This window comes from Corynebacterium sp. HMSC071B10, assembly GCF_001814825.1.
Taxonomy (GTDB): Bacteria; Actinomycetota; Actinomycetes; order Mycobacteriales; family Mycobacteriaceae; genus Corynebacterium.
This window is the reverse complement of record NZ_KV818026.1, coordinates 29,361-48,802: the sequence shown is the minus strand read 5'-3', so window position 1 is coordinate 48,802 and position 19,442 is coordinate 29,361. Positions and strand designations below refer to the sequence as shown.

Here is a 19,442-nt window from a genome sequence, read left to right as displayed (position 1 = left end):
TGGTAGCACCAATTTGAAGAAAGGGAGAAGATCGTGACAACGGCAGCCACAGCACACGAGGAGAAGGAGGCGTCGAGAAGCAAGGTCAAGATCATCTCGTTCTTCCTTGCCTTTGTGGCGCTGGCGGCGGTGCTGCTCGTCCCAATTGAGGGGATCGAGTGGCAGGGGCAGATCGCGCTGGGGATGCTCGCGTTCGCCGTCATTATGTGGGTGACCGAGGCGGTGAGCTATCCGGTCAGCTCGGTGCTGATCATCTCGCTGATTTCCCTGCTGGTCGGCCTTTCGCCTGATCCAGAGACCCCCGGGGAGGTCTTCGGTACCGGACCGGCGCTGAGCATGGCGCTTTCCGGTTTCTCCAGCGGCGCGGTGGCGCTCGTGGCCGCGGCACTCGCGCTCGCGACCGCGATGCAGGCTACCGGACTACATCGTCGTATCGCGCTCTACGTGCTCAAAATCGCAGGTGAAAAGACCTCGCGCATTGTCGCCGGCGCGATCATCATCTCCATCATCCTCGCCTTCTTCGTGCCCTCGGCGACCGCCCGCGCAGGTGCCGTCGTGCCGATTCTGCTGGGCATGGTCGCGGCCTTTGGTCTGGCCGTTGATTCGAAGCTGTCTGCGCTGCTGGTGATTACTGCAGTGCAGGCCGTCTCCATCTGGAACGTCGGCATCAAAACCGCGGCGGCGCAGAACCTGGTGGCCATCGGGTTTATCGAAGACCAGATGGGGCAGACCGTGTCCTGGGGCCAGTGGTTTTTGTGGGCCGCACCCTGGTCGGTGCTGATGTCGATTGCGCTGTACTTCATCATGCGCGCGGCGATTAAGCCTGAGGTGGATCACATTGAGGGTGGGCGCGCGCTCGTCGAAAAGCAGCTGGCGGAGATGGGGCCGATGACGGGCGCGGAAAAGCGTCTCACCGCTATCGCCGTGGTGCTGCTTTGCTTCTGGGCGACCGAAGGCTTCCTGCATCCGATCAACTCCTCGACGATCACGGTTGCCGCGATCGCGCTGATGCTTCTGCCGGGCATTGGCGTCATGGACTTCAAATATGCGCAGGACAACATCAACTGGGGCACGCTCATCGTGTTTGCGGTGGGCATCTCCCTGGGCTCTTTCCTCCTGGAGACCGGGGCGGCAACCTGGCTTTCCGAGCAGACCTTCGGCGCGCTGGGTATCGCCTCCATGCCGATTTTGGCGACGATCGCGATCGTGTCGCTGTTTAACATCATCATCCACCTGGGATTTGCGTCGGCGACCTCGCTGGCTTCCGCGCTGATCCCGGTGTTCATCGCGCTCGCAGCAACGTTGGATGTGCCAAACGGCGGGATCGGGTTTGTGGTAATCCAGCAGTTTGTCATCTGCTTCGGGTTCCTGCTGCCAATCTCCGCGCCGCAGAACATGCTGGCTTACGGTACTGGCGCGTTCACGACTCGCCAGTTCCTGAAGACGGGCATCCCGCTGACCATTGCGGGTTACCTGCTGGTCTTGCTCCTTTCTGCCACATACTGGCAGTGGATCGGGCTACTCTAAATCACTCCAACACTAGCCCGAGGTGCAGCGAGGAAAACTCGTGCGCCCCGGGCCCATCGGGGGTTGTCGCAATTTCACGACGAGTCGCCTCCGTCACCGGGATCAACCACCCAAGGTTTGGGTCGAGCAGTGGGTCCGCTCGCTTCTCGACGGGCACGAACGTCACCGGCCGCGCACCCTCACACACCGCCTGCACGGGGCCGGGAGTCTCTTTGAGCACGCCAAGTAGCGCCGGGGTGGTGGTGAGGATGACCAGGACTTCGTCGGTATCCGGCGACAAGTTCGCAGTATGTACCTCGAGGCGGGGGACTTCCACGCGCTCGAACTGATCGGGGTACTCCACGAGCGGGGCGGTGTCGTCTCCAGCGAAGAGGGCACGGATGCGTTCTAAGAAAGCCATGGTGGAAGTCTATCCGGCCGTCGGTAGTGGCAGGTTCGCGTCGTCGATGCAGTAGTTGTCGGGGTTGTTCTCAAACTCGTAGTCCGGGAACGGGGGCTCCTCCTCGTCCGGTGCTCGCTGCGGCACCATCGTTTCGGGGTCGGGGTGGAACTGGAAGCACATGCCGAACGCGTCTTCCAGTTCTGCAAGGGCGAGCTCACAGCTGACGACGTCACCGTCGCGGTCGTATTGATCCATGATCGCGTGCCCGCGGGCGTTGAATTCCGCCATCTTGGCCCGATTCTGTTTCACCGCCTCGAGGGAGGAAACCCAGCGGGGGTGCGGGGTGCCGAGTTGCTGGTCGAGGATGCCCTCGGACTCAGCGATCTCGTAGTGGCCGTCCTCGTAGAGCCAGATGATGTCGCCTGTGGCCGGGTCGGGCACGTAGAATGCCTGCTTATCTGTCTTCACGTTGTGGTGTTTTTGGCAGAGGCAGTAGAGGTTGTCCACGCACGTTTCGCCGCCCTCGCCGAAGGGAATCCGGTGATCCAGCTGGCAGGTGTGCGCGGGCCGACTGCAGCCGGGGTAGCAGCAAGTGCCGTCGCGGGCCTCCGCGAGTGCGCGCATCGCGGCGGTGGGGGTGTAGCTGTCGGTTTTCGCAGACGCTGCCGCCTCCAGGTCGACGGTTCGCGGAGGGACCTGTTCACACATTTCGTCGAAAGCGACCGTGGCTTCCGGGTCCGTCCATCCGAAACCTGGGATGAAGACGGGCTCGCCGGCCTTGCGGCCCTTGGGCGCATAGACCTGGATGTTGGCCTTCGCGGCTGGGGAATACGTTCCGCTGAGCAGCCCAATGACCGCGTCGTGCAGGCTTAAGCTGTGCTCGCGTGCGGTTTCCTCCACGAACGCACGCACCGCGGACAGCGTCGTCGTGTCGGTGGTGAGGAAGAGGACGCCCTTGCGCCGGCCTCCGAAGGATTCGTGCGTAAACTCCGCGCTGTTTTCGCGCTGCGCTTCGCGTTGTCGACGCCTGCGCGGCAGGTAGCTCAAGCCCGGATCGATACGGCGGATCTCCTCGCGCAGCTTGCGCGTAACTGCTGCGGGGTCCGGGAAAGGCTGGTTCGGTTTGGTCGGGGTAAAGAGGTCGGCAAGGTAGGCGTCGATGTCGGCGAGGAGCTCTTCGTCCGCCTCGGGACCGAGCTCGTCGATCTTGCGGTGGATCGCGCGCAGGTGGCCGAGCGAAAGCCGCGTGTGCTCGTCCTGCAGCGCGCGGAGCTGTGGCAGATCTACGAGCCGGTTGTATGCCAAGATTCCGCCGCGGATGACGGTCTTTGCGTGCCCGGTTTGCTGGGCTAAGCGGTCGACGGCGAGGTCGAAGTCCTCGATGCAAGTGTCATCTTTACTAAACGGGCTAAACAGCGCATGCTCGGCTTCTCGCAGGGCGCGCCCGAGCATGCAATTGGCGTCGCCTGGTCTGTCGATTCGAAAGAAGGGTGTACAAGGGCGTTCGTTGTCTAAAGTGTTCATGCACCGCACTCTATAGACCCACCCGAACATGGGAACGAAAATTTCTCGAAAATTAGAACAGAAGTGCGAATGCGGCCCGCAGAGCGGGTACTTTCCCCAATCCTCTGTTCGAATCACCCCAACACCTGCGCGGGTTTTACCCAGGGGGCGATACCCTAGAAACTATGGAAGATGCCGAAAAGGGCCCCGAGATTGTCTCGCGCCGCATCGATTTCGTGCTGCCCTACGGCATTGGCGAGCTCGATGTCCCGCCTCCGCCGGACACCAAGCCGAATCCGCTCGACAAAAGTAATCGGCTCACTAAGGCGGGGTGGGTGCTGGTGGCCAAGCGTCTGGTCGCCGATTTTTCCAACGACGCGATGGTAGACCGCGGCGCGACCCTGACCTATTACACGGTGCTTTCGCTCGCACCGATGGTGGTCTCGACGTACGCGATCGCCACGCTGCTGCTGTCGCGTGACCCGGGCGCGGTCGACCAGCTCCTGGCCCAGCTGGTGCAGAACTACGTGCCGGAGGCATTGCGTGGTGAGGCGATGAATTTGCTGGAAGTGATTGTGGGTACGCCGTCGCAAAGCACTGTGGCCCTGACCGTGTCCCTGGTGCTTTCGCTGCTTGCGGCGTCGGCGTACGTGCGCAGTTTTTCGCGCAACGCCAACCTGGTTTATGGGCGCACCGAGGGGCGGCCGATGGTGGTGACGTGGGTGACGATGTGGCTGATCACACTGATGCTGGTCGTTGGTGCGGTCGGGATTTTGCTCGGGACGCTTTTGACCGAATCGATCGTGGAGACGGTGCTCGGGCCAATCGCGCGGCCGCTCGGGCTCGAAGGGATGCTGGACTATCTGACCGGGAAGTTCCTGCCGGTGTGGGGGTATCTGCGGGGCCCAACTATCGTTTTGATGGCGATGATTCTGCTCTCACTGATGTACTACTTCAGTCCCAACGTGCGGCCGGGGAGGTTCCGGCTGCTCACCCTGGGATCCGCGGCCGCGCTGCTCGTCGGCTTCCTGCTCTGGTGGGGCTTTGGCGTCTACCTTTCCACGATCGGTGTGCGTAGTGCCTATGGAGCCTTCGGGACTGTGCTGGCAGTGCTCGCGCTGGTCTGGGTGATGAACATCGTGCTGCTCGAAGGGGTGAAGATTGACGCGGAAGTGCTCCGCGCGAAAGAGCTGCAGGTTGGCTACGACTCCGAGCGTACGATTCAGGCGCGCCCGCGTTCTAGTGAGGGGACGAAGTGGCGCCTGAAGGTGCAGCGTTGGATTGCGCGGAGTGAGCGGGAAGTCAAGAACTCCCGGGTCGATCTTCTAGGATAGGCCCATGCCAATCAAGCCAGTGCTTATCGACGCCCGCGATACCGCCCTCATCTTCGAAGGTGGGGGCACACGTAATTCCTATACCGCGCCAGTCGTGGAAAAACTCATCGCCAACAATGTGCAGTTTGGCTGGGTGGGCGGCGTTTCCGCGGGCGCGAGCCACACATTGAACTTCGCCTCGCGGGATGCGGAGCGCTCGCACGCATCTTTCACCGATTTTGTCGGCAATCGCGAGTTCGGTGGGTGGCGCACCGTCGTGCGCGGCAAAGGGCTGCTCAACGGCGAGTTTATTTACGAGGGCTACGAGCAGAAGCTGCCCTTTGACCTCGAGACCTTTCTGCACACCGAGGAGCAGATCCACATCGAGGCGGTGCGCGCCGACACGGGCGAGACCGTCGCCTACAACCGCGAAGATCTGCGCACGATCGAGCAGATCAATATCGCCGCGCGGACCTCGTCCACCCTGCCGCTAGTGATGAAGATGCGCGAGGTCGACGGCGTGCCCTACGTCGACGGCGCGCTGGGGACCTCTGGCGGCATCCTCATCCAGGCGGCAAAAGACGCGGGCTTTCAAAGGTTTTTGGTGGTGCTCACCCGCCCGCGCGACTACGTCAAGCCGCCGGAGAAGCGGGAGCGTGCTTTGCGACGCATCCTGCGCCGCACCCCACGCGTGGTAGATGCCATGCTCGCGCGACCCGGCATCTACAACGAGGCGCTCGCCGAGGTGAAGCGACAAGAAGCCGAGGGTAATGCCTATGTCTTCTACCCGGAGCAGATGGGCGTGGAATCCACGGAGATGCACGTGGAAAAGCTCAAGGCCAACTATGCTTCTGGCCAAGCGCAGGTCGAGCGCGAGTGGGAAGCGATCCGGGAATTCCTTAACGAGCGGCCTTAATCGCGCGGCCGAGTGCGATGACGAAGAATCCCTTACCCAGCAGGACCAGCATTTTGGCTCTAGACTTTGGCGCATGATCGATGCGCGGGATGTGGCCCTGATTATCGAGGGCGGCGGGATGCGCAATTCCTACACCGCCCCCGCGATCGTCCACCTCATCGAACAAGTCAGGTTTGGCTGGGTCGGCGGGGTTTCCGCCGGAGCGGTCCACGCGCTGAACTACGCGTCGGCCGATCCGAATCGAGCGCGCGCCGCATTCACAGAGTTGGCAGCGCATCCCCACTTCGGCGGCGTGCTCAAATTCGCCAAAGGCAAGGGCTACTTCAACTCGGACTTCATCTACGGGCACGCCGAGAAGCTCTTGCCTTTCGACTTCGCCTCTTTCGCTGCTTCGCCCACGCAGGTCCACGTCGAGGCGATGCGCGCGGATACCGGCACCACGGTGAGTTGGGGGAGAGGAGACTTTCTGCAAGACCCTTCGCTGGTCAGCAGTGCGGCGCGCGCCTCATCCACCGTGCCCAAAGTCATGCCGATCACGCTGATCGAGGGGGTTCCCTACGTCGACGGTGCCCTCGGGGCCTCAGGGGGCCTGCTTATCGACGCCGCGCGCCAGGCCGGCTTCACCCGTTTTCTCGTCCTAGCAACCCGCCCCCGCGACTACTGGAAGAAACCCCTGGTGCAGCCGACCGCCGTGCGCGGCATGTTTCGCCGCTACCCGGAAATCGGCGCGGCGCTGCACGAGCGTCCGGCGCGCTACAACGCCTCCAAACGCGAGATCCTCGCCGCAGAAAGTGCAGGTGATGCGCTCGTCTTCTTCCCGGACAACATGCAGGCGGAATCCATCGAGCGGCGCACGAGCCGACTCCAACGCAACTACGTGGCGGGTAAGGAGCAGTTCGAGCGCGAGTGGCCCGCGTGGGAAGAATTCCTCAGTTAATCCGCGATGAGCGGCTCGATTGTCAGGTCCGGGTTCTCCTTCTCCACGAAGGCGAGCTTCCACTTATCGCCAAACAGCGCGATGAGTTCGCCGTCGCTCCGGGTGAAAATCTCCACACCGCGCTGGCGACCGAGCGCCTCCGCGGATTCTGCATCGGTGCGACGCGCCACGGAGTAGGGGACGGGCTCGGTGACCGTCTCCACGTTGTACTCCACTTCCATACGGGCCTGCATGACCTCGAACTGCATCGGGCCGACTGCGGCCATGATCGGGGCGGCGTCGCTGCGCAGGTCGTTGCGCAGGATCTGCACCACGCCCTCGGCGTCGAGCTGGTCAAGTGCCTTGCGGAACTGCTTGTACTTGCCCAGCGACTTGGCACGCAGCGTGCGGAAGTGCTCGGGCGCGAACTGCGGCATGGGCGGGTACTGGACGGCCTTGCCGGTGTAAATCGTGTCGCCGGGGGCGAGCGAGCCGGCGTTGACCAAGCCGATGATGTCGCCCGGGTAGGCGGTTTCCACCGTGTCGCGGTTGCGCCCGAAGACGGTCAGCGCGTATTTGGTGGAGAAGGTCCGGCCCGATTGAGCGTGCGTGACCTGCATGCCGCGGTCGAACTCGCCGGAGACGACGCGCATGAACGCCAGGGTGTCGCGGTGGTTGCGGTCCATGCCCGCCTGCACCTTGAACACCACGCCGGAAAACTCGCCGTCGAGCTCGCGGTCCTGTTTCGGTCGGGGTGCCGGGGCAATCGCACACAGCGTGTCGAGGATCTGGTGGACGCCGAAGTTCAGCATCGCGGAGGCGAAGATGATCGGGGAGGTCACGCACTGTTCAAAGAGCTCCTGGTTGTGCAGGGCGCCATCGGCGGCGAGCAGCTCGACCTCTTCGACGGCGGTGTCCCACGTCTCGCCTTCCTTGTCGGAGGCTTCGTCGGGAGAGTAGTGCTCCTCCGGCGCGATGGTGGAACCGCCCGCGGTGCGGATGAAGTGGACGTAGGTATCGGCCTCGCCCTCGTCGCTGATGTGGGCCAGCCCGCGGAAGTCGCCCGCTTCGCCGACGGGCCAGTACAGGGGAGTGGGCTGGAGGTCGATCTCGTTGACGATCTCGTCGACAAGCTCGAGGGGCTCGCGGCCAACGCGGTCCCACTTGTTCACCACGGTGACAATCGGCAGTCCGCGGGCCTTGCAGACGCGGAAGAGTTTGAGGGTTTGGGGCTCGAGGCCCTTCGCGGCGTCGATAAGCATGACCGCGGCGTCCACGGCGGACAGGACGCGGTACGTATCTTCGGAGAAGTCGGCGTGGCCAGGGGTATCCACCAGGTTGATCACGTAGGGCTCGCCCTCGTGGTCGGCGGGGGCGTACTCGAACTGGAGGGCCGAGGAGGCGATCGAGATGCCGCGGTCCTTTTCCATGTCCATCCAGTCGGAGACCGTGGACTTGCGGTTGCCCTTGCCGTGGACAGCGCCGGCCTCCGAGATGACGTGTGCGTGCAGCGCCAGCGCCTCGGTAAGCGTGGACTTACCGGCGTCGGGGTGGGCGATGACAGCGAAGGTGCGGCGGCGTGTGGCCTCGGAAGCGACAGAACTCATGCCGAAGAGTCTACGCGGTGGGAAAAAGGGGTCTATAGTTCGAGAGCGTGAAGCAGTTGCTTTCGAGCCCAGCGCGGCTGACAGCCTCCGGGTTTTTGCTGCTCATCATTGTGGGTACTGTCCTTTTGATGATGCCTTTTGCTGGAGGTGCCTCGTTCCTTTCGGCACTGTTTACAGCGACCTCTGCGGTCTCGCTGACGGGCCTGATTGTGGAGGACACAGCTACCTTCTACAGTCCCGCGGGCCAAGTGATCATCCTGGTGCTGATCCAGCTCGGTGGGCTCGGCATCATGTCGCTGGCCTCACTGTCCGGGTATATTTTGACCGGACGCATCAGTTTGAAGGCACGCAAGACAGGGGCGTACGAGGGGCGGCCGATGACGTCCGGGGGTATTCTTCGGACCCTCATCTTTACCTTCGCGTTTACCGCGGTGGTCGAGGCCACGATTGCGGTGCTCGTGGGCGCGCGGCTGATGCTGGGCTATGGGTATTCCTTCCCGCGTGCGGCGTGGGAGGGCATCTTCCACGCGATCTCCGCCTTCAACAACGCGGGATTTTCCACGCACAGCGACAATCTCGTTTCCTTTGCTGCCGACGCGTGGATCCTGCTGCCGCTGGCCGCCGCGCTGATTGGCGGTGGCCTTGGGTTTCCCGTCTGGGCGGAGCTGGTACGCCGCAGGATATCTATCACCGGGCGCATGACGCTTTGGGCGATGGGTCTTCTCTTACTCCTTGGCATGGTGTTCTTCGCCTGCGCGGAGTGGCGCGGGGTCCTGGGGCCGATGCCGCTAGGGCAGAAGCTGCTTAACGCTTTCTTTGCGAGTGCTTCTCCGCGCACCGCTGGGTTTAATGCCGTGGACTATGGGCAGGCCCACCCAATCACGCTCATGGGCACGGACATGCTCATGTTCCTGGGCGGAGGATCCGCGGGTACCGCAGGCGGGATCAAGGTGACTACGTTTTGTGTGCTGCTTGCGGCGATGGCGGCCGAGTTCCGCGGTCGTAAAAACACGACAATTGGGCACCGTAGCGTGCCGCATACGGTGACCCGCCAGGCACTCGCGTTGAGCGTCGCGGGTGTGGTGGTGGTTGTTGTCGGCGTGGCCACGCTGCGCATTTTCGACCCACAGTTCACGGCAGATCAGGTCACCTTTGAGGTGATCTCCGCCTTTGCCACTTCCGGATTGTCTACAGGTATTACGGCGGACCTTTCAACAACGTCGAAGCTTGTGCTGTGCATGATCATGTACCTGGGCCGAGTTGGCCCAACCACCCTGGTAGCGGCGTTGGCGGCACGGACCGTCGACAGGCGCTTCAGCTACCCCGAAGAAAGGCCCTTCATTGGCTAAGTTTTTCCGTTCTCGCGCAACGATTGATATCCCGCCGGTCGTGGTGATCGGCCTGGGGAGGTTCGGCACCGCGCTGTCGCACGAGCTGATGGACAACGGCGTCGAGGTGCTAGGCATCGACGTCGGCGACAAGGAGGTGCGCGAGCAGGTCGCCTACCTCACCGAAGCGCTCATTGCCGACGGCACCGACCCGGAGGCCTTGCAGCAGCTCGGGATCGAGGAAGTTGAGCGCGTCGTCGTGGCGATCGGCTCGCACCTGGAGGCCTCCATCCTGACCGCCTCCAACCTGGTGGAGATGGGGGTCAAAGACATCTGGGCGAAGGCGGACTCGGAGGCCCACGCGCGCATCCTCTCCCAGATCGGCGTGCACCACGTGGTGCGCCCGGAGCGCGACACCGGGCGACGCGTGGCGCATCTGCTCAGCGGCGATTTCCAGGACTTCGCCGAGATTGCGGAGGGCTATGGCGTGACCAAGCTGAGCACACCAGCCGCGGTGGTGGGCGCGCCTATCGATCCAGCGCAGGTGTGGAAAACCTACCGCGTCCAACTTGTTTCTGTGCGGCAGGGACAAGGCCAGTGGGTGCCGCTTGAAGTGGGGGCTGAGCTGCGTCGATCCGACCTCATCGTCGCGGCGGGAAGTCCGGCGGATTTGGAAAAGTTCTCGAGATGTTAGGATACGCTGTATACCCAATGTAGACACGTCAACAATGTCGGCGAGAAAGAGAAACGTATGAAAATCGGTGTCATCCTCGGCTCCATCCGCAAGGGCCGCGCAGGCGAGTCCGTGGCCAAGTGGGTCATGGACAACGCAGCAGGGCGTGAGGGCTACGAGTACGAGCTGCTCGACCTGGCGGACTTCCGCGTTCCGCTGCTGGAAGCGGAGATGATCCCCGGTGCCGCCAACAAGCAGTACGCGGACGAGGCCACCACCGCGTGGTCGGCCGCAGTGGACGCCTGCGACGGTTTCATCTTCATCACCCCCGAGTACAACCACTCCGTGCCGGGTCCGATGAAGAACGCCTTTGATTCCTTGGGCAGCGAGTGGGCCGCAAAGCCGGTGGCCTTCGTTGGCTACGGTGCCGACGGTGCAGTCCGCGCGGTTGAGCACTGGCGCCAGATCGTGGCGAACTTCTCCATGTTCGGCGTGCGCAACCAGGTCGCGCTGTCGCTTTTCGACGACTTCCCACAGCCGCGCGAGCAGAAGCACAAGGACCTCACCACGGTGCTCGGCGACATCGAGCAGGCGCTGGCCTAGCTCTTCGCGTGGATTTCGTTTTGCGCGGCAGCTAGACCGTCTGAGCAAACAAGCCGCGCGGCCTCGGCGGCTGTCTCGATCGCCTCATTTCCATCTAGGGGGCCGAGCACCCAGTCGGGGACAGCGAGTCCTTTCGGCGGGCGGCCGATGCCGACGCGTACGCGCACGTAGTCGCGCGTGCCCAGGTGCTCGGAGATGGATTTCAGCCCGTTGTGACCGTTCTCATTCCCGCCGAGCTTGATGCGTACTTTGCCCGCGGGTAGATCGAGCTCGTCGTGGATGACCACGATGCGCTCGGGCGGTACGCCGAGCTGCTTTGCAAGAGGGGCTACGGCCTCGCCAGAGAGATTCATGAAGGTGGTGGGGCGGGCCCACGCAACGTCGCCAATGTGCTCCACCTGTGTCTTGATCCCCCGCACGGGAGTCAGGTTTTTGGCAGACTGGTCGATAGCGAGCGCGCCCACGTTGTGCTTGGTGGTCTCGTACTTGGGGCCGGGGTTGCCCAGCCCCACCACGAGCCACTCGGCGATAGGGGACGTGGGCCGGAAGCGCTTGAGAAAATCGAACACGAGGACAAGCATAACCATGGACCTTCCACGCATCGTCGCCGCACCAATGGCAGGCGGCCCGACCACGCCAGAGCTAGTGAACGCAGTCAGCTTCGGCTTTTTGGCGCTGGGCACCTGCACTGTTGAGCAGGCCAGTACCTGGCTCAAAGCATGTGAGCCGCCCTTTGGCGTCAATCTCTTCATGCCGCAGCCAGAGCCTTCGCTTATCGACGTCGAGATGGTCGCCGCCGAGCTTGGCGCTGAGGTCCCACAGGCCGATGTCACCAGCGGTTTCGAGGAAAAGTTTGAGCTGGTGGTAGCGGCAGCACCGCCGATCGTAAGCACAACGTTCGGGCCTCTTCATCCGGAGCATGTCGAGCGGCTGCACTCGGTGGGTTCGGAGGTGTGGGTCACTGTGACTCGTATCGAGGATGCGCGGGAAGCGATGGGCGATTTGTGGAATGCAGACGGCCTGATCGTGCAGGGGCCCGAGGCAGGCGGGCACCGCAGCACCTGGTCGCCGGAAGAGGTGCCGGACACCCTCTACCTGGACACCATCGTGGAGGAGGTCGCAGAGCTGGGTGTGCCCTTTATCGCCGCGGGCGGGGTGCGCGGACCGGAGGATGTGGAGCGGCTCATCAACTTGGGCGCTGATGCTGTTGCTTGTGGCACGGCGTTCCTCTTAGCTGATGAGGCAGGCACGAGCCCGCGGAACCGCGAACTCTTGTGCACTGATCGCCGCACCGTGGTGAGCAGGGCATTCTCTGGCCGTCCCGCGCGCGGGATAGAAAATGAGCTGACCAAACGTTATCGTGACATTCCACCGATCTACCCCTACCTGCGCCCGATGACACCGGACGCGGACTACTGCCTGGTGGGCAAGGATCGCGGCGAACTTATGGAAGCACCGGCGAAGGAGATCGAGGCCTACTTGGCCGGGTAGACCCGGGTCGTGTTCTCGATGGCACCGAGGCCCTCAATCTCCACGCGCACCGTATCGCCGTCGGCGAGGTAGCGCTGGGGACTCCTTGCGTGACCCACGCCGTCGGGAGTGCCGGTGGCAATCACGTCGCCGGGCTCGAGCGGGTAGAGGTGCGAGATGAACTCGATGAGCTTCGCGGGTGAGAACACCAGGTCGTCGGTCGGGGCCTGCTGCATGACCTCGCCGTTGACCGTGGTGGTGAGCACGGGGCCGGGCTGCCACTCGGTGTCCAACCAGGGGCCGAACCCGGCTGTCTTTTCGAGTGATTTCCCTTGGTGCCACTGCTTGGTGCGTTTTTGAATGTGGCGCTGGGTGTAGTCGTTGATCACGGCGTATCCGGCGATGTGTTCATTTGCATCAACCTCGTTGACGTGGCGGGTGTACTTCCCAATCACCACGGCAAGCTCGCCCTCGAAATCGAGGGTGTCGGCGTTGAAGTCGGGGATCTCCGCGTCGTCGTAGGGGCCGATGAGCGCCTCGGGGAACTTGATGAACAGGGTGGGCACGTCGGGGCGCTCGTGGCCCATCTCGTCGATGTGCTTGGCGTAGTTCAGGCCGACGCAGATGATTTTTCCCGGGCGGGGGACGACAGGGGCGAGCTGCTCGGGAGTGAACTCGACTTTTTCTCCCTCCTGCCACGCAGTACTGTCGCCTGCTCTAAGGAGAGCACCGACGTCCGGGTAGCCCGGGAAGGTGACGGCGGTGGTGTCGGACTCCAGGCGGGCGGCGACGGTGAGATCGTGGCCGGGGACTCGCAGTGTGACTAAGCGCATGCTCTTAAACTTATACGGATTTCAACCAGAGATCCGCCGCGTCGGCGGCCGCGATTGTCAGATCGACCTGCTGACTGGCAGAAAACGGCTTGAGCACGTAGTCGGCGGGAGCCATTCTTCCAGGCGGGCGCCCGATCCCAATAGCGAGCTTGTGGTAGGGCTTGCCGCCCAAAGACTTGGTTACAGATTTTAGGCCGTTGTGCCCGTGGTCCCCGCCGCCCTTGCGGAGTTTGACCTGTCCCAAGTCAAGGTCGAGCTCGTCGTAGGCGACAAACACATCCGCTGGTGCCACGCGGAAGTAGTCGGCGAGTGCCTTGACGGGGCCGCCGGAGACGTTCATAAAGGCGCGGGTGCGGGCAAGGATCACCTGGCGGTCGGGGAGGAGCCTGCCTGCGGCGAGCTCGGCGACCTCGGTATTCGTGCGCTTGTGCACCGCGAGTTGAGCGGGCATAGGGGTGGCGCGGGAGCACAGCTCGTCGATAAGCGCGATGCCCGCATTGTGGCGGGTGCCTGCATACTTGGGGCCCGGGTTGCCCAGGCCGACAACTAGAACTGGAGAAGAAGACACGCCCGTAAGCATAAAGAAACGCCCACTGCGCGCGGCAGTGGGCGAGACTTTAAAGAAGGAATTACTCCTCGGAAGACTCCTCGGCGGACTCGGCACCGGCCTCGGCGCCGCCCTCCTCGGCCTCCTCGGCAGCCTCCTCGAGGTCCTCGTCAACCTGCTCGTAGGTGAAGTTGACCAGCAGGTCCTCCGGGTCGGAGAGCAGCTCTGCGCCCTCCGGCAGGACAACGTCGCCAGCCAGGATCTGGTCGCCGATCTCCTTGCCCTCGATGGACACCTCGAGCTCGTCCGGGATGCTCAGGGCGTCGATCTCGATCTCGATGAGGTCGTTCTCCACCAGGACCACAGCGTCCGGGTGAGCCTCGCCGGTGGTGACAACCGGGACCTCGACGTTGACCTTCTCGCCGCGCTTAATGCCCAGGACGTCGATGTGGTCGATGTCCAGGGTCAGGACGTTCTGATCGACGTGCTTGACCATGCACAGCAGCTTCTCACCCTCGTACTCGAGCTCAAGAATGGCGTTGACGCCCTCGTTGCGCACGATCGCGGAGATCTCGATGCGGTCGACGGAGAAGTGCACGTTGTCGATGCCAGCCTCGTAGAGGACGCCGGGGATACGGCCCTCGCGACGCAGGCGGCGAGAGGCACCCTTGCCAAACTCCTCGCGCTTTTCAACCTTGACCAGGGTCGGGGTAACAGCCATGTGTGACTCCTTTGTTGTAAATGGTGGGCCACAGAAAAGCCTGCGACCACTTGAACGTGAACAGGTGCTCGTCGAGTGATCGCAGGCTTGAAAGGAAAGTCTGGATACATATCGCGTCGATAACGGCTTTTTAAGCCCTCGCCGAGACCGTGCAAGTATATCCCACTCGCGCTGCTAGACCAAACTTTCAGACGTGCGGATCGCCGCGCGGCGTCGGATGTTTGCATAATCTCCGAGCAGCTCTTCGATCGCGTGCGTCGTCTCGAGCACTTTCGTGATCGACATCTGCGCGGGCCAAGTGCCGCTGGACGCGATCATGTCTCCAACATAACCGGCAAGGTACTCCGGGGAGTTTGGGCGGATGCCCAGGCGTGAGCAGACGAGGTACGCCACGGTTTCTGCTTCGAGCTCCTTAATCTCCTTCGACAGAAAAAGTCGCTCCCTTTGCTCCGGAGACCAGCGCTGGGGTGCGCCGGGGGAGTCATTCATTGGACCGAGGTGCCCGAGAAGGATGTGCGCGAACTCGTGAACCAAGGTGGCGCACTGGACAGCTGGTTCAGCCTGACTTTGGTATCGGACATAGAAGATGAGCCGAAAATGGTGCTCCACGTGCGTGCGCTTGATGACTCGGGTTCCACGGTTTTCTCGGCGTGCGTCACCACCAAGCCGCTCTCCAACGTGAACCGCGTGGACATCGGCACCGATGTGGCAGGCGCGGTCGACGAGAGTGCGCACGATGGACGCCGCGTCGACGTCCCCTTCTGTCACTGCGGTAAAGGATGGTGCCTGCTCGAGAACTTCACCATCGAAATACGGGATTGGCTCGGTGTCACGGAACTCGTAGACCGGGATGACTGGGGCGAAAGGCTGGAGGATCAGCACGGCTGGCACGTTGGGCTTTGGTTGCCGTCCGTACTCCTGCCACTCGCTAAGACGGAGCATCGGGCTGGCACCAGGCCGCTGTTGCTCTACGAGGAAAGCGTTAAACGGGGAGAGCTGCGGCGGGCGAATGATCACGGCATTCAGCATCTCCGCGTACTTCTCGGCAATGAGCGCTGGGTTGCTCAGGCGGCTCAGGAGGTCTGCGAGGACAGCATCCACGGTGTCTATGTTGGAATCCATGGCCGTCAAGGTAGTCGCGGGGGCCGACATGGTCTTCCATGTGTTCGAAAGCACTATCGGTTTGCCTCTGGTAAACCGGTAACAAGAAGGTACGCACTGAAATGAGGAGCACTTCATGGATATCCAAAAAATTTTGGGCGAGGTAGAAACCCGCCTGTACATCAACGGCGAGTGGCGCGATGGCGCAGAAGGGGAGACCTACGAGGTGCTCAACCCCGCCACCGAGGAAGTCATCGCGACGATGGCCTCCGGGACCCGCCAAGATTCCCTGGACGCGCTCGCCGCAGCCGACGAGGCGCAGGCCGGGTGGGCGCACACCTCGCCCCGCGAGCGCGCGGAGATCCTGCGTAAGGGCTACGACCTGGTCAAGGAGCGCAAGGAAGCGTTCGCGGCCATCATGACCACGGAGATGGGCAAGTCCTACACCGAAGCACTCGGCGAGGTGGACTACGGCGCGGACTACCTGCTGTGGTTCTCCGAGGAAGCCAACCACTTCTTCGGCCACACCAACCGCTACCCGGCCAAGGGCAACCGCATGGTCACCGTGCGCAAGCCGGTCGGCCCCTGCCTGCTGATCACCCCCTGGAACTTCCCGCTGTCCATGGCGACGAGGAAGATCGCACCGGCCCTGGCTGCGGGCAACACCGTGGTGATCAAGCCGGCGAAGCTGACCCCGCTGACCATGCAGTACTTCGTGCAAACCATGGTGGAGGCCGGAGTGCCGGCGGGCGTGATCAACATCGTCTCCTCCAAGTCGGCCTCCGATGTCTCGGAGCCGATCCTCAAGGACCCGCGCTGCCGCAAGCTCTCCTTTACCGGGTCCACCCCTGTCGGCTCCGCGCTGATGAAGCTGGCCGCAGACAACGTGGTCAAGGTCTCCCTTGAGCTGGGCGGCAATGCTCCCGCCATTGTGTTTGCGGACGCCGACATTGACGGTGCCGTCGAAGGGGTCAAGGCCGCGAAGATGCGCAACATCGGCGAGGCCTGCACCGCCGCCAACCGCATCCTGGTCCACGAGTCGATCGCCGAGGAGTTCGCCACCAAGCTGGCTAAGGCGGTGAGTAATTTGAAGGTTGGCAACGGCATGGACGAGGGTGTTGAGGTGGGCCCGCTCGTGGAAAAGAAGGCTCAGGAGCACATGCAGGCGCTTGTCGACGACGCGGTGTCCCACGGCGGCACCATCCTCACCGGCGGCAAAGCGGTCGAGGGCAAGGGCTTCTTCTTCGAACCGACCGTGATCACCGGTGCCTCGAAGGACGCGAAGGTGTTCCGCGAGGAGATCTTCGGCCCCATCGCCCCGATCTTCACCTTCAGCACCGAGCAGGAGGCGTGGGCGCTGGCCAACGATACCGAGTACGGCTTGGCGTCGTATGTCTTTTCCGAGGACCCGGACGTGATGTGGCGCGCCTCCGACCACCTGGAGTTCGGCTTGGTGGGCTACAACACCGGCGTCGTCTCCGATGCCTCCATCCCGTTCGGCGGGGTCAAGGCCTCCGGCCTGGGCCGCGAGGGCTCGCTCGAGGGCATGCTGGAGTACACGGAGGTGCAGATGATCGGCGTGCGCGACCCCTACGCGCGCTTCTAATTCAGGACTGTATCTAGGGCAGTAAGGAGCGCGTCCGTTTCTTCCTCGTTGGTCACCGTGATGCGGATACCTTCGGGGAAGGCGCGGACGAGGATGCCCTGGGCCGCCATCTCAGCGGCAAGATTTTCTGGGGCATTTGGCAACCAGACGAAGTTCGTCTGTGACTCCGGCGTGCCGAAAGGCTTGAGCGTCTCCGTGAGACGCTGACGCTGGGCGCAGGTTTCTTCGACGCGCTCGGCCAGCTCTTCAGATGCCTCCAATGAGGCAAGTGCTCCGGCCTGTGCCACCGAGCTGACTGAAAACGGCACGGCAACCTTGTTGATGCCCTCAATCAGCTCCGCCGGGCCGAAGGCGTAGCCGACGCGCACGCCCGCGAGCCCGTAGGCCTTGGAGAAGGTGCGCAGGCCCACCACGTTGGGGTACTTCGTGATCTCCTGAGTGGCCACCGGGGTATCAGTAGCGCGGTTGTACTCAAAGTAGGCCTCGTCGAGTGCGACCGTGACATGCTCGGGCACCTTTGCCATAAACGCATCCCACTCGGCGGTGGTGAGGGTGGTCCCGGTCGGGTTATTTGGGTTGCAGACGAAGATCAGCCGGGTGGAATCGGTGATTGCCGCCGCCATAGCGTCTAGGTCGACGCGGTGGTGTGCATCAAGGGGGATGGGGCGCGAAGTAGCGCCAGCGATCTGCACGAAGATGGGGTAGGCCTCAAAGGAGCGCCAGGGGAAAATCACCTCGTCGCCAGGCTGCGCGGTCGCGCACACCAGCTGCTGGCACAGCGCCGAAGACCCGGTTCCCACCGCTACCTGCTCGAAGCTGACGCCGAGGTGCGAGGCGAGGGCTTCGCGTAGTTCCACCGCGCCCATATCCGGGTAGCGGTTCGCCCCGGCGAGTTCCTCGCGCATCGCCTCCTGCACGGCCGGCAGCGGGCCGGCGGCCGACTCGTTGGAGGAAAGCTTGATGGTGTCGGGCGAGTGCTCGCGCGCACCGGGAACGTAAGCGGGCAGGGAAGCGAGGTCGTTGCGGATCATGCCTGCCTATCTTAGGCCGACTGTTTCCGCGTCGCCCCAATAATGCTCAGTCCAACAATCCAGGCGAGCAGCGCGCCGAGCCCGACACGGTAGTCGGGAAGGAACGCCATCAGCACGAGCACCAGCACATAGAAACCACCGCACAGCCAGTTGGCGTAGGGGTAGAACGGTGCCATGAAGCTCGAATGCCCGCCGTTCGCACGGAAGCGCAGGTGCGCAAAGCTTATCGACGCCCACGTGATCAGCTCAGAGCCCACGATGATCGCCAGGAGAATCGCGAAGACCTTCCCCTCGAAGAAATAATTGAGGATGACGACGACGCCCATGAGCGCGGCGTCGAAAAGCAGAGCCCGGAGGGGCAGTCCCTTCTTTGTGGTGGCCCCGAAGAACTCCGGGGCCTGGCCGTTGCGGGCTAGGTCGCGCAGCATGCGGCTGCCCGAGTACGTCATGGTGTTGCACACGGACGCCACCGCGACCAGGATGACCAGGTTGAGCACGTGTGCTGCGCCGTCGATGCCCACGGCGGTGAGCACGCGGACGAAGGGGCTGGCGGAATCGCCCTGCTCGTCCCACGGTGCGAGCAGCAGAATCACGCTCATGCCGCCCAAGTAGAACAGCAGGATGCGCCAGATCACGGAGTTGACCGCGCGCGGGATGGTGGTTGATGGGTTCTCAGCCTCGCCTGCGGCGGTGCCGATCGACATGATGCCGCCGAACGTAAAGGTCACGGCGACGAGCGAGAAGAGCACGCCCGTTGCCCCGTTGGGGAAGAACCCGCCGTGAATAAACAGGTTTTCCGTGCCCACCGCGGGCTCCGGGCCGAGCCCGAGCACCAGCACGAGCCCTAAGATGATCATCAGGCTCAGTGCGACGACCTTGATCAGGGAGAGCCAATACTCGGCTTCGGCAAACACGCTGACGCGGGCGGCGTTGATGAGCACTACAATCGCCAGGGTGACGAGCGCGGTGAGCCAGTGGGGGATCTCCGGAAACCAAAAGTCCAGGAATGTGCCCATCGCGGTGAGCTCGATCATGCCCACCACGATGGTGGTAAACCACCAGTTCCAGCCGACGATGAAGCCGGCGCGCGGGCCGATAAAGTCGCGTGCGTAGGCGGCGAAGGAGCCGGAGACCGGGTGGGCCACGGCCATCTCGCCCAGCATCCGCATGAGCAGGTAGACGATCGCGCCGACGAAAAGAAAGGCGAGTAACACCGCCGGGCCGGCGTAGTCGATCGACTCCGCGGAGCCGAGGAACAGCCCCGTGCCGATGGATGAGCCCAGGGCGATCATCAGCATGTGGCGTGTCTTCACGCCACGTTTGAGGCCACCATCATCGACCGGGAGGGCGGTTGATTCACTCAAG

Annotated in this window: 19 protein-coding genes; 9 read left to right on the top strand and 10 right to left on the bottom strand. The window is 63.1% G+C overall.

The genetic code is table 11. The annotated features are described in order from the left end of the window. Positions 1–33 precede the first annotated feature (33 nt). On the top strand, positions 34–1,527 hold the full coding sequence (locus HMPREF2990_RS11340; RefSeq protein ID WP_246817549.1) for a DASS family sodium-coupled anion symporter: 1,494 nt from the start codon (positions 34–36) through the stop codon (positions 1,525–1,527). A gap of 1 nt (position 1,528) precedes the next feature. On the opposite strand, the gene HMPREF2990_RS11335 is transcribed toward HMPREF2990_RS11340, so the two are convergent. Continuing rightward, a complete protein-coding gene (locus HMPREF2990_RS11335) occupies positions 1,529–1,927 on the bottom strand; it encodes a hypothetical protein (RefSeq protein ID WP_070764723.1) in 399 nt (132 codons plus the stop codon). Between the two features lie 9 nt (positions 1,928–1,936). Next, a complete protein-coding gene (locus tag HMPREF2990_RS11330; protein ID WP_070764722.1) occupies positions 1,937–3,361 on the bottom strand; it encodes an HNH endonuclease signature motif containing protein in 1,425 nt (474 codons plus the stop codon). 236 nt (positions 3,362–3,597) lie between these two features. Between HMPREF2990_RS11330 and HMPREF2990_RS11325 the strand changes: the two genes are divergently transcribed. The 3 genes from HMPREF2990_RS11325 (at position 3,598) to HMPREF2990_RS11315 (ending at position 6,578) form a co-directional block, all read left to right on the top strand. Further along, positions 3,598–4,746 carry a YihY/virulence factor BrkB family protein gene (locus tag HMPREF2990_RS11325; protein ID WP_070764721.1) on the top strand — a complete coding sequence of 383 codons (1,149 nt, stop codon included), beginning with the start codon at positions 3,598–3,600 and terminating at the stop codon, positions 4,744–4,746. A 4-nt stretch (positions 4,747–4,750) separates the two neighbouring features. Then, complete coding sequence (locus HMPREF2990_RS11320) at positions 4,751–5,641, top strand: patatin-like phospholipase family protein (RefSeq protein ID WP_070764720.1); 891 nt, start codon at positions 4,751–4,753, stop codon at positions 5,639–5,641. 73 nt (positions 5,642–5,714) lie between these two features. Further along, on the top strand, positions 5,715–6,578 hold the full coding sequence (locus tag HMPREF2990_RS11315; protein WP_070764719.1) for a patatin-like phospholipase family protein: 864 nt from the start codon (positions 5,715–5,717) through the stop codon (positions 6,576–6,578). Here the strand turns inward: HMPREF2990_RS11315 and HMPREF2990_RS11310 are convergent. After that, complete coding sequence (locus tag HMPREF2990_RS11310) at positions 6,575–8,164, bottom strand: peptide chain release factor 3 (protein WP_070764718.1); 1,590 nt, start codon at positions 8,162–8,164, stop codon at positions 6,575–6,577. The genes HMPREF2990_RS11315 and HMPREF2990_RS11310 overlap by 4 nt on opposite strands. 47 nt (positions 8,165–8,211) lie before the next feature. Here HMPREF2990_RS11310 and HMPREF2990_RS11305 point away from each other — a divergent pair, with 47 nt between their 5' ends. Genes HMPREF2990_RS11305 through HMPREF2990_RS11295 form a run of 3 tightly spaced genes read left to right on the top strand, consistent with a single transcriptional unit; the run spans position 8,212 to position 10,768 of the window. Then, positions 8,212–9,513 carry a TrkH family potassium uptake protein gene (locus HMPREF2990_RS11305; RefSeq protein WP_070764717.1) on the top strand — a complete coding sequence of 434 codons (1,302 nt, stop codon included), beginning with the start codon at positions 8,212–8,214 and terminating at the stop codon, positions 9,511–9,513. Beyond that, on the top strand, positions 9,506–10,186 hold the full coding sequence (locus HMPREF2990_RS11300; RefSeq protein ID WP_070764716.1) for a potassium channel family protein: 681 nt from the start codon (positions 9,506–9,508) through the stop codon (positions 10,184–10,186). Before HMPREF2990_RS11305 ends, HMPREF2990_RS11300 begins: the two co-directional genes overlap by 8 nt. Before the next feature lie 57 nt (positions 10,187–10,243). Next, positions 10,244–10,768 (top strand): NADPH-dependent FMN reductase, encoded by a 525-nt coding sequence (locus HMPREF2990_RS11295; RefSeq protein ID WP_070764715.1) that lies wholly within the window; start codon positions 10,244–10,246, stop codon positions 10,766–10,768. On the opposite strand, the gene pth (HMPREF2990_RS11290) is transcribed toward HMPREF2990_RS11295, so the two are convergent. Beyond that, positions 10,765–11,355, bottom strand: coding sequence for an aminoacyl-tRNA hydrolase (pth, locus tag HMPREF2990_RS11290; RefSeq protein WP_371576169.1), 591 nt, complete (start codon positions 11,353–11,355; stop codon positions 10,765–10,767). The genes HMPREF2990_RS11295 and pth (HMPREF2990_RS11290) overlap by 4 nt on opposite strands. Between pth (HMPREF2990_RS11290) and HMPREF2990_RS11285 the strand changes: the two genes are divergently transcribed. Then, positions 11,354–12,259 (top strand): nitronate monooxygenase, encoded by a 906-nt coding sequence (locus HMPREF2990_RS11285; protein WP_070764714.1) that lies wholly within the window; start codon positions 11,354–11,356, stop codon positions 12,257–12,259. The two genes, pth (HMPREF2990_RS11290) and HMPREF2990_RS11285, sit on opposite strands and share 2 nt — an antisense overlap. Here HMPREF2990_RS11285 and HMPREF2990_RS11280 read toward each other — a convergent pair. From HMPREF2990_RS11280 to HMPREF2990_RS11265, 4 genes are all read right to left on the bottom strand, one after another. Beyond that, positions 12,244–13,071 carry a fumarylacetoacetate hydrolase family protein gene (locus HMPREF2990_RS11280; protein WP_070764713.1) on the bottom strand — a complete coding sequence of 276 codons (828 nt, stop codon included), beginning with the start codon at positions 13,069–13,071 and terminating at the stop codon, positions 12,244–12,246. The two genes, HMPREF2990_RS11285 and HMPREF2990_RS11280, sit on opposite strands and share 16 nt — an antisense overlap. A gap of 10 nt (positions 13,072–13,081) precedes the next feature. Further along, a complete protein-coding gene (gene pth, locus HMPREF2990_RS11275) occupies positions 13,082–13,639 on the bottom strand; it encodes an aminoacyl-tRNA hydrolase (RefSeq protein WP_070764804.1) in 558 nt (185 codons plus the stop codon). 61 nt (positions 13,640–13,700) lie between these two features. Next, positions 13,701–14,339, bottom strand: a complete 639-nt coding sequence (locus HMPREF2990_RS11270) for a 50S ribosomal protein L25/general stress protein Ctc (protein WP_070764712.1) — start codon at positions 14,337–14,339, stop codon at positions 13,701–13,703. A gap of 174 nt (positions 14,340–14,513) precedes the next feature. After that, complete coding sequence (locus tag HMPREF2990_RS11265) at positions 14,514–15,461, bottom strand: M78 family metallopeptidase domain-containing protein (protein WP_141757905.1); 948 nt, start codon at positions 15,459–15,461, stop codon at positions 14,514–14,516. A gap of 115 nt (positions 15,462–15,576) precedes the next feature. On the opposite strand from HMPREF2990_RS11265, the gene HMPREF2990_RS11260 reads away from it, so the two are divergent. Beyond that, the gene (locus tag HMPREF2990_RS11260) at positions 15,577–17,046 is read left to right on the top strand and encodes an NAD-dependent succinate-semialdehyde dehydrogenase (RefSeq protein WP_070764710.1); all 1,470 of its coding nucleotides are present in this window, start codon (positions 15,577–15,579) and stop codon (positions 17,044–17,046) included. Here the strand turns inward: HMPREF2990_RS11260 and hisC are convergent. Together hisC and HMPREF2990_RS11250 are read right to left on the bottom strand one after the other, a co-directional pair. Further along, the gene (gene hisC / locus HMPREF2990_RS11255) at positions 17,043–18,077 is read right to left on the bottom strand and encodes a histidinol-phosphate transaminase (RefSeq protein ID WP_070764709.1); all 1,035 of its coding nucleotides are present in this window, start codon (positions 18,075–18,077) and stop codon (positions 17,043–17,045) included. The two genes, HMPREF2990_RS11260 and hisC, sit on opposite strands and share 4 nt — an antisense overlap. Before the next feature lie 11 nt (positions 18,078–18,088). Continuing rightward, on the bottom strand, positions 18,089–19,441 hold the full coding sequence (locus HMPREF2990_RS11250; RefSeq protein ID WP_239244818.1) for an amino acid permease: 1,353 nt from the start codon (positions 19,439–19,441) through the stop codon (positions 18,089–18,091). Position 19,442: the final 1 nt, after the last annotated feature.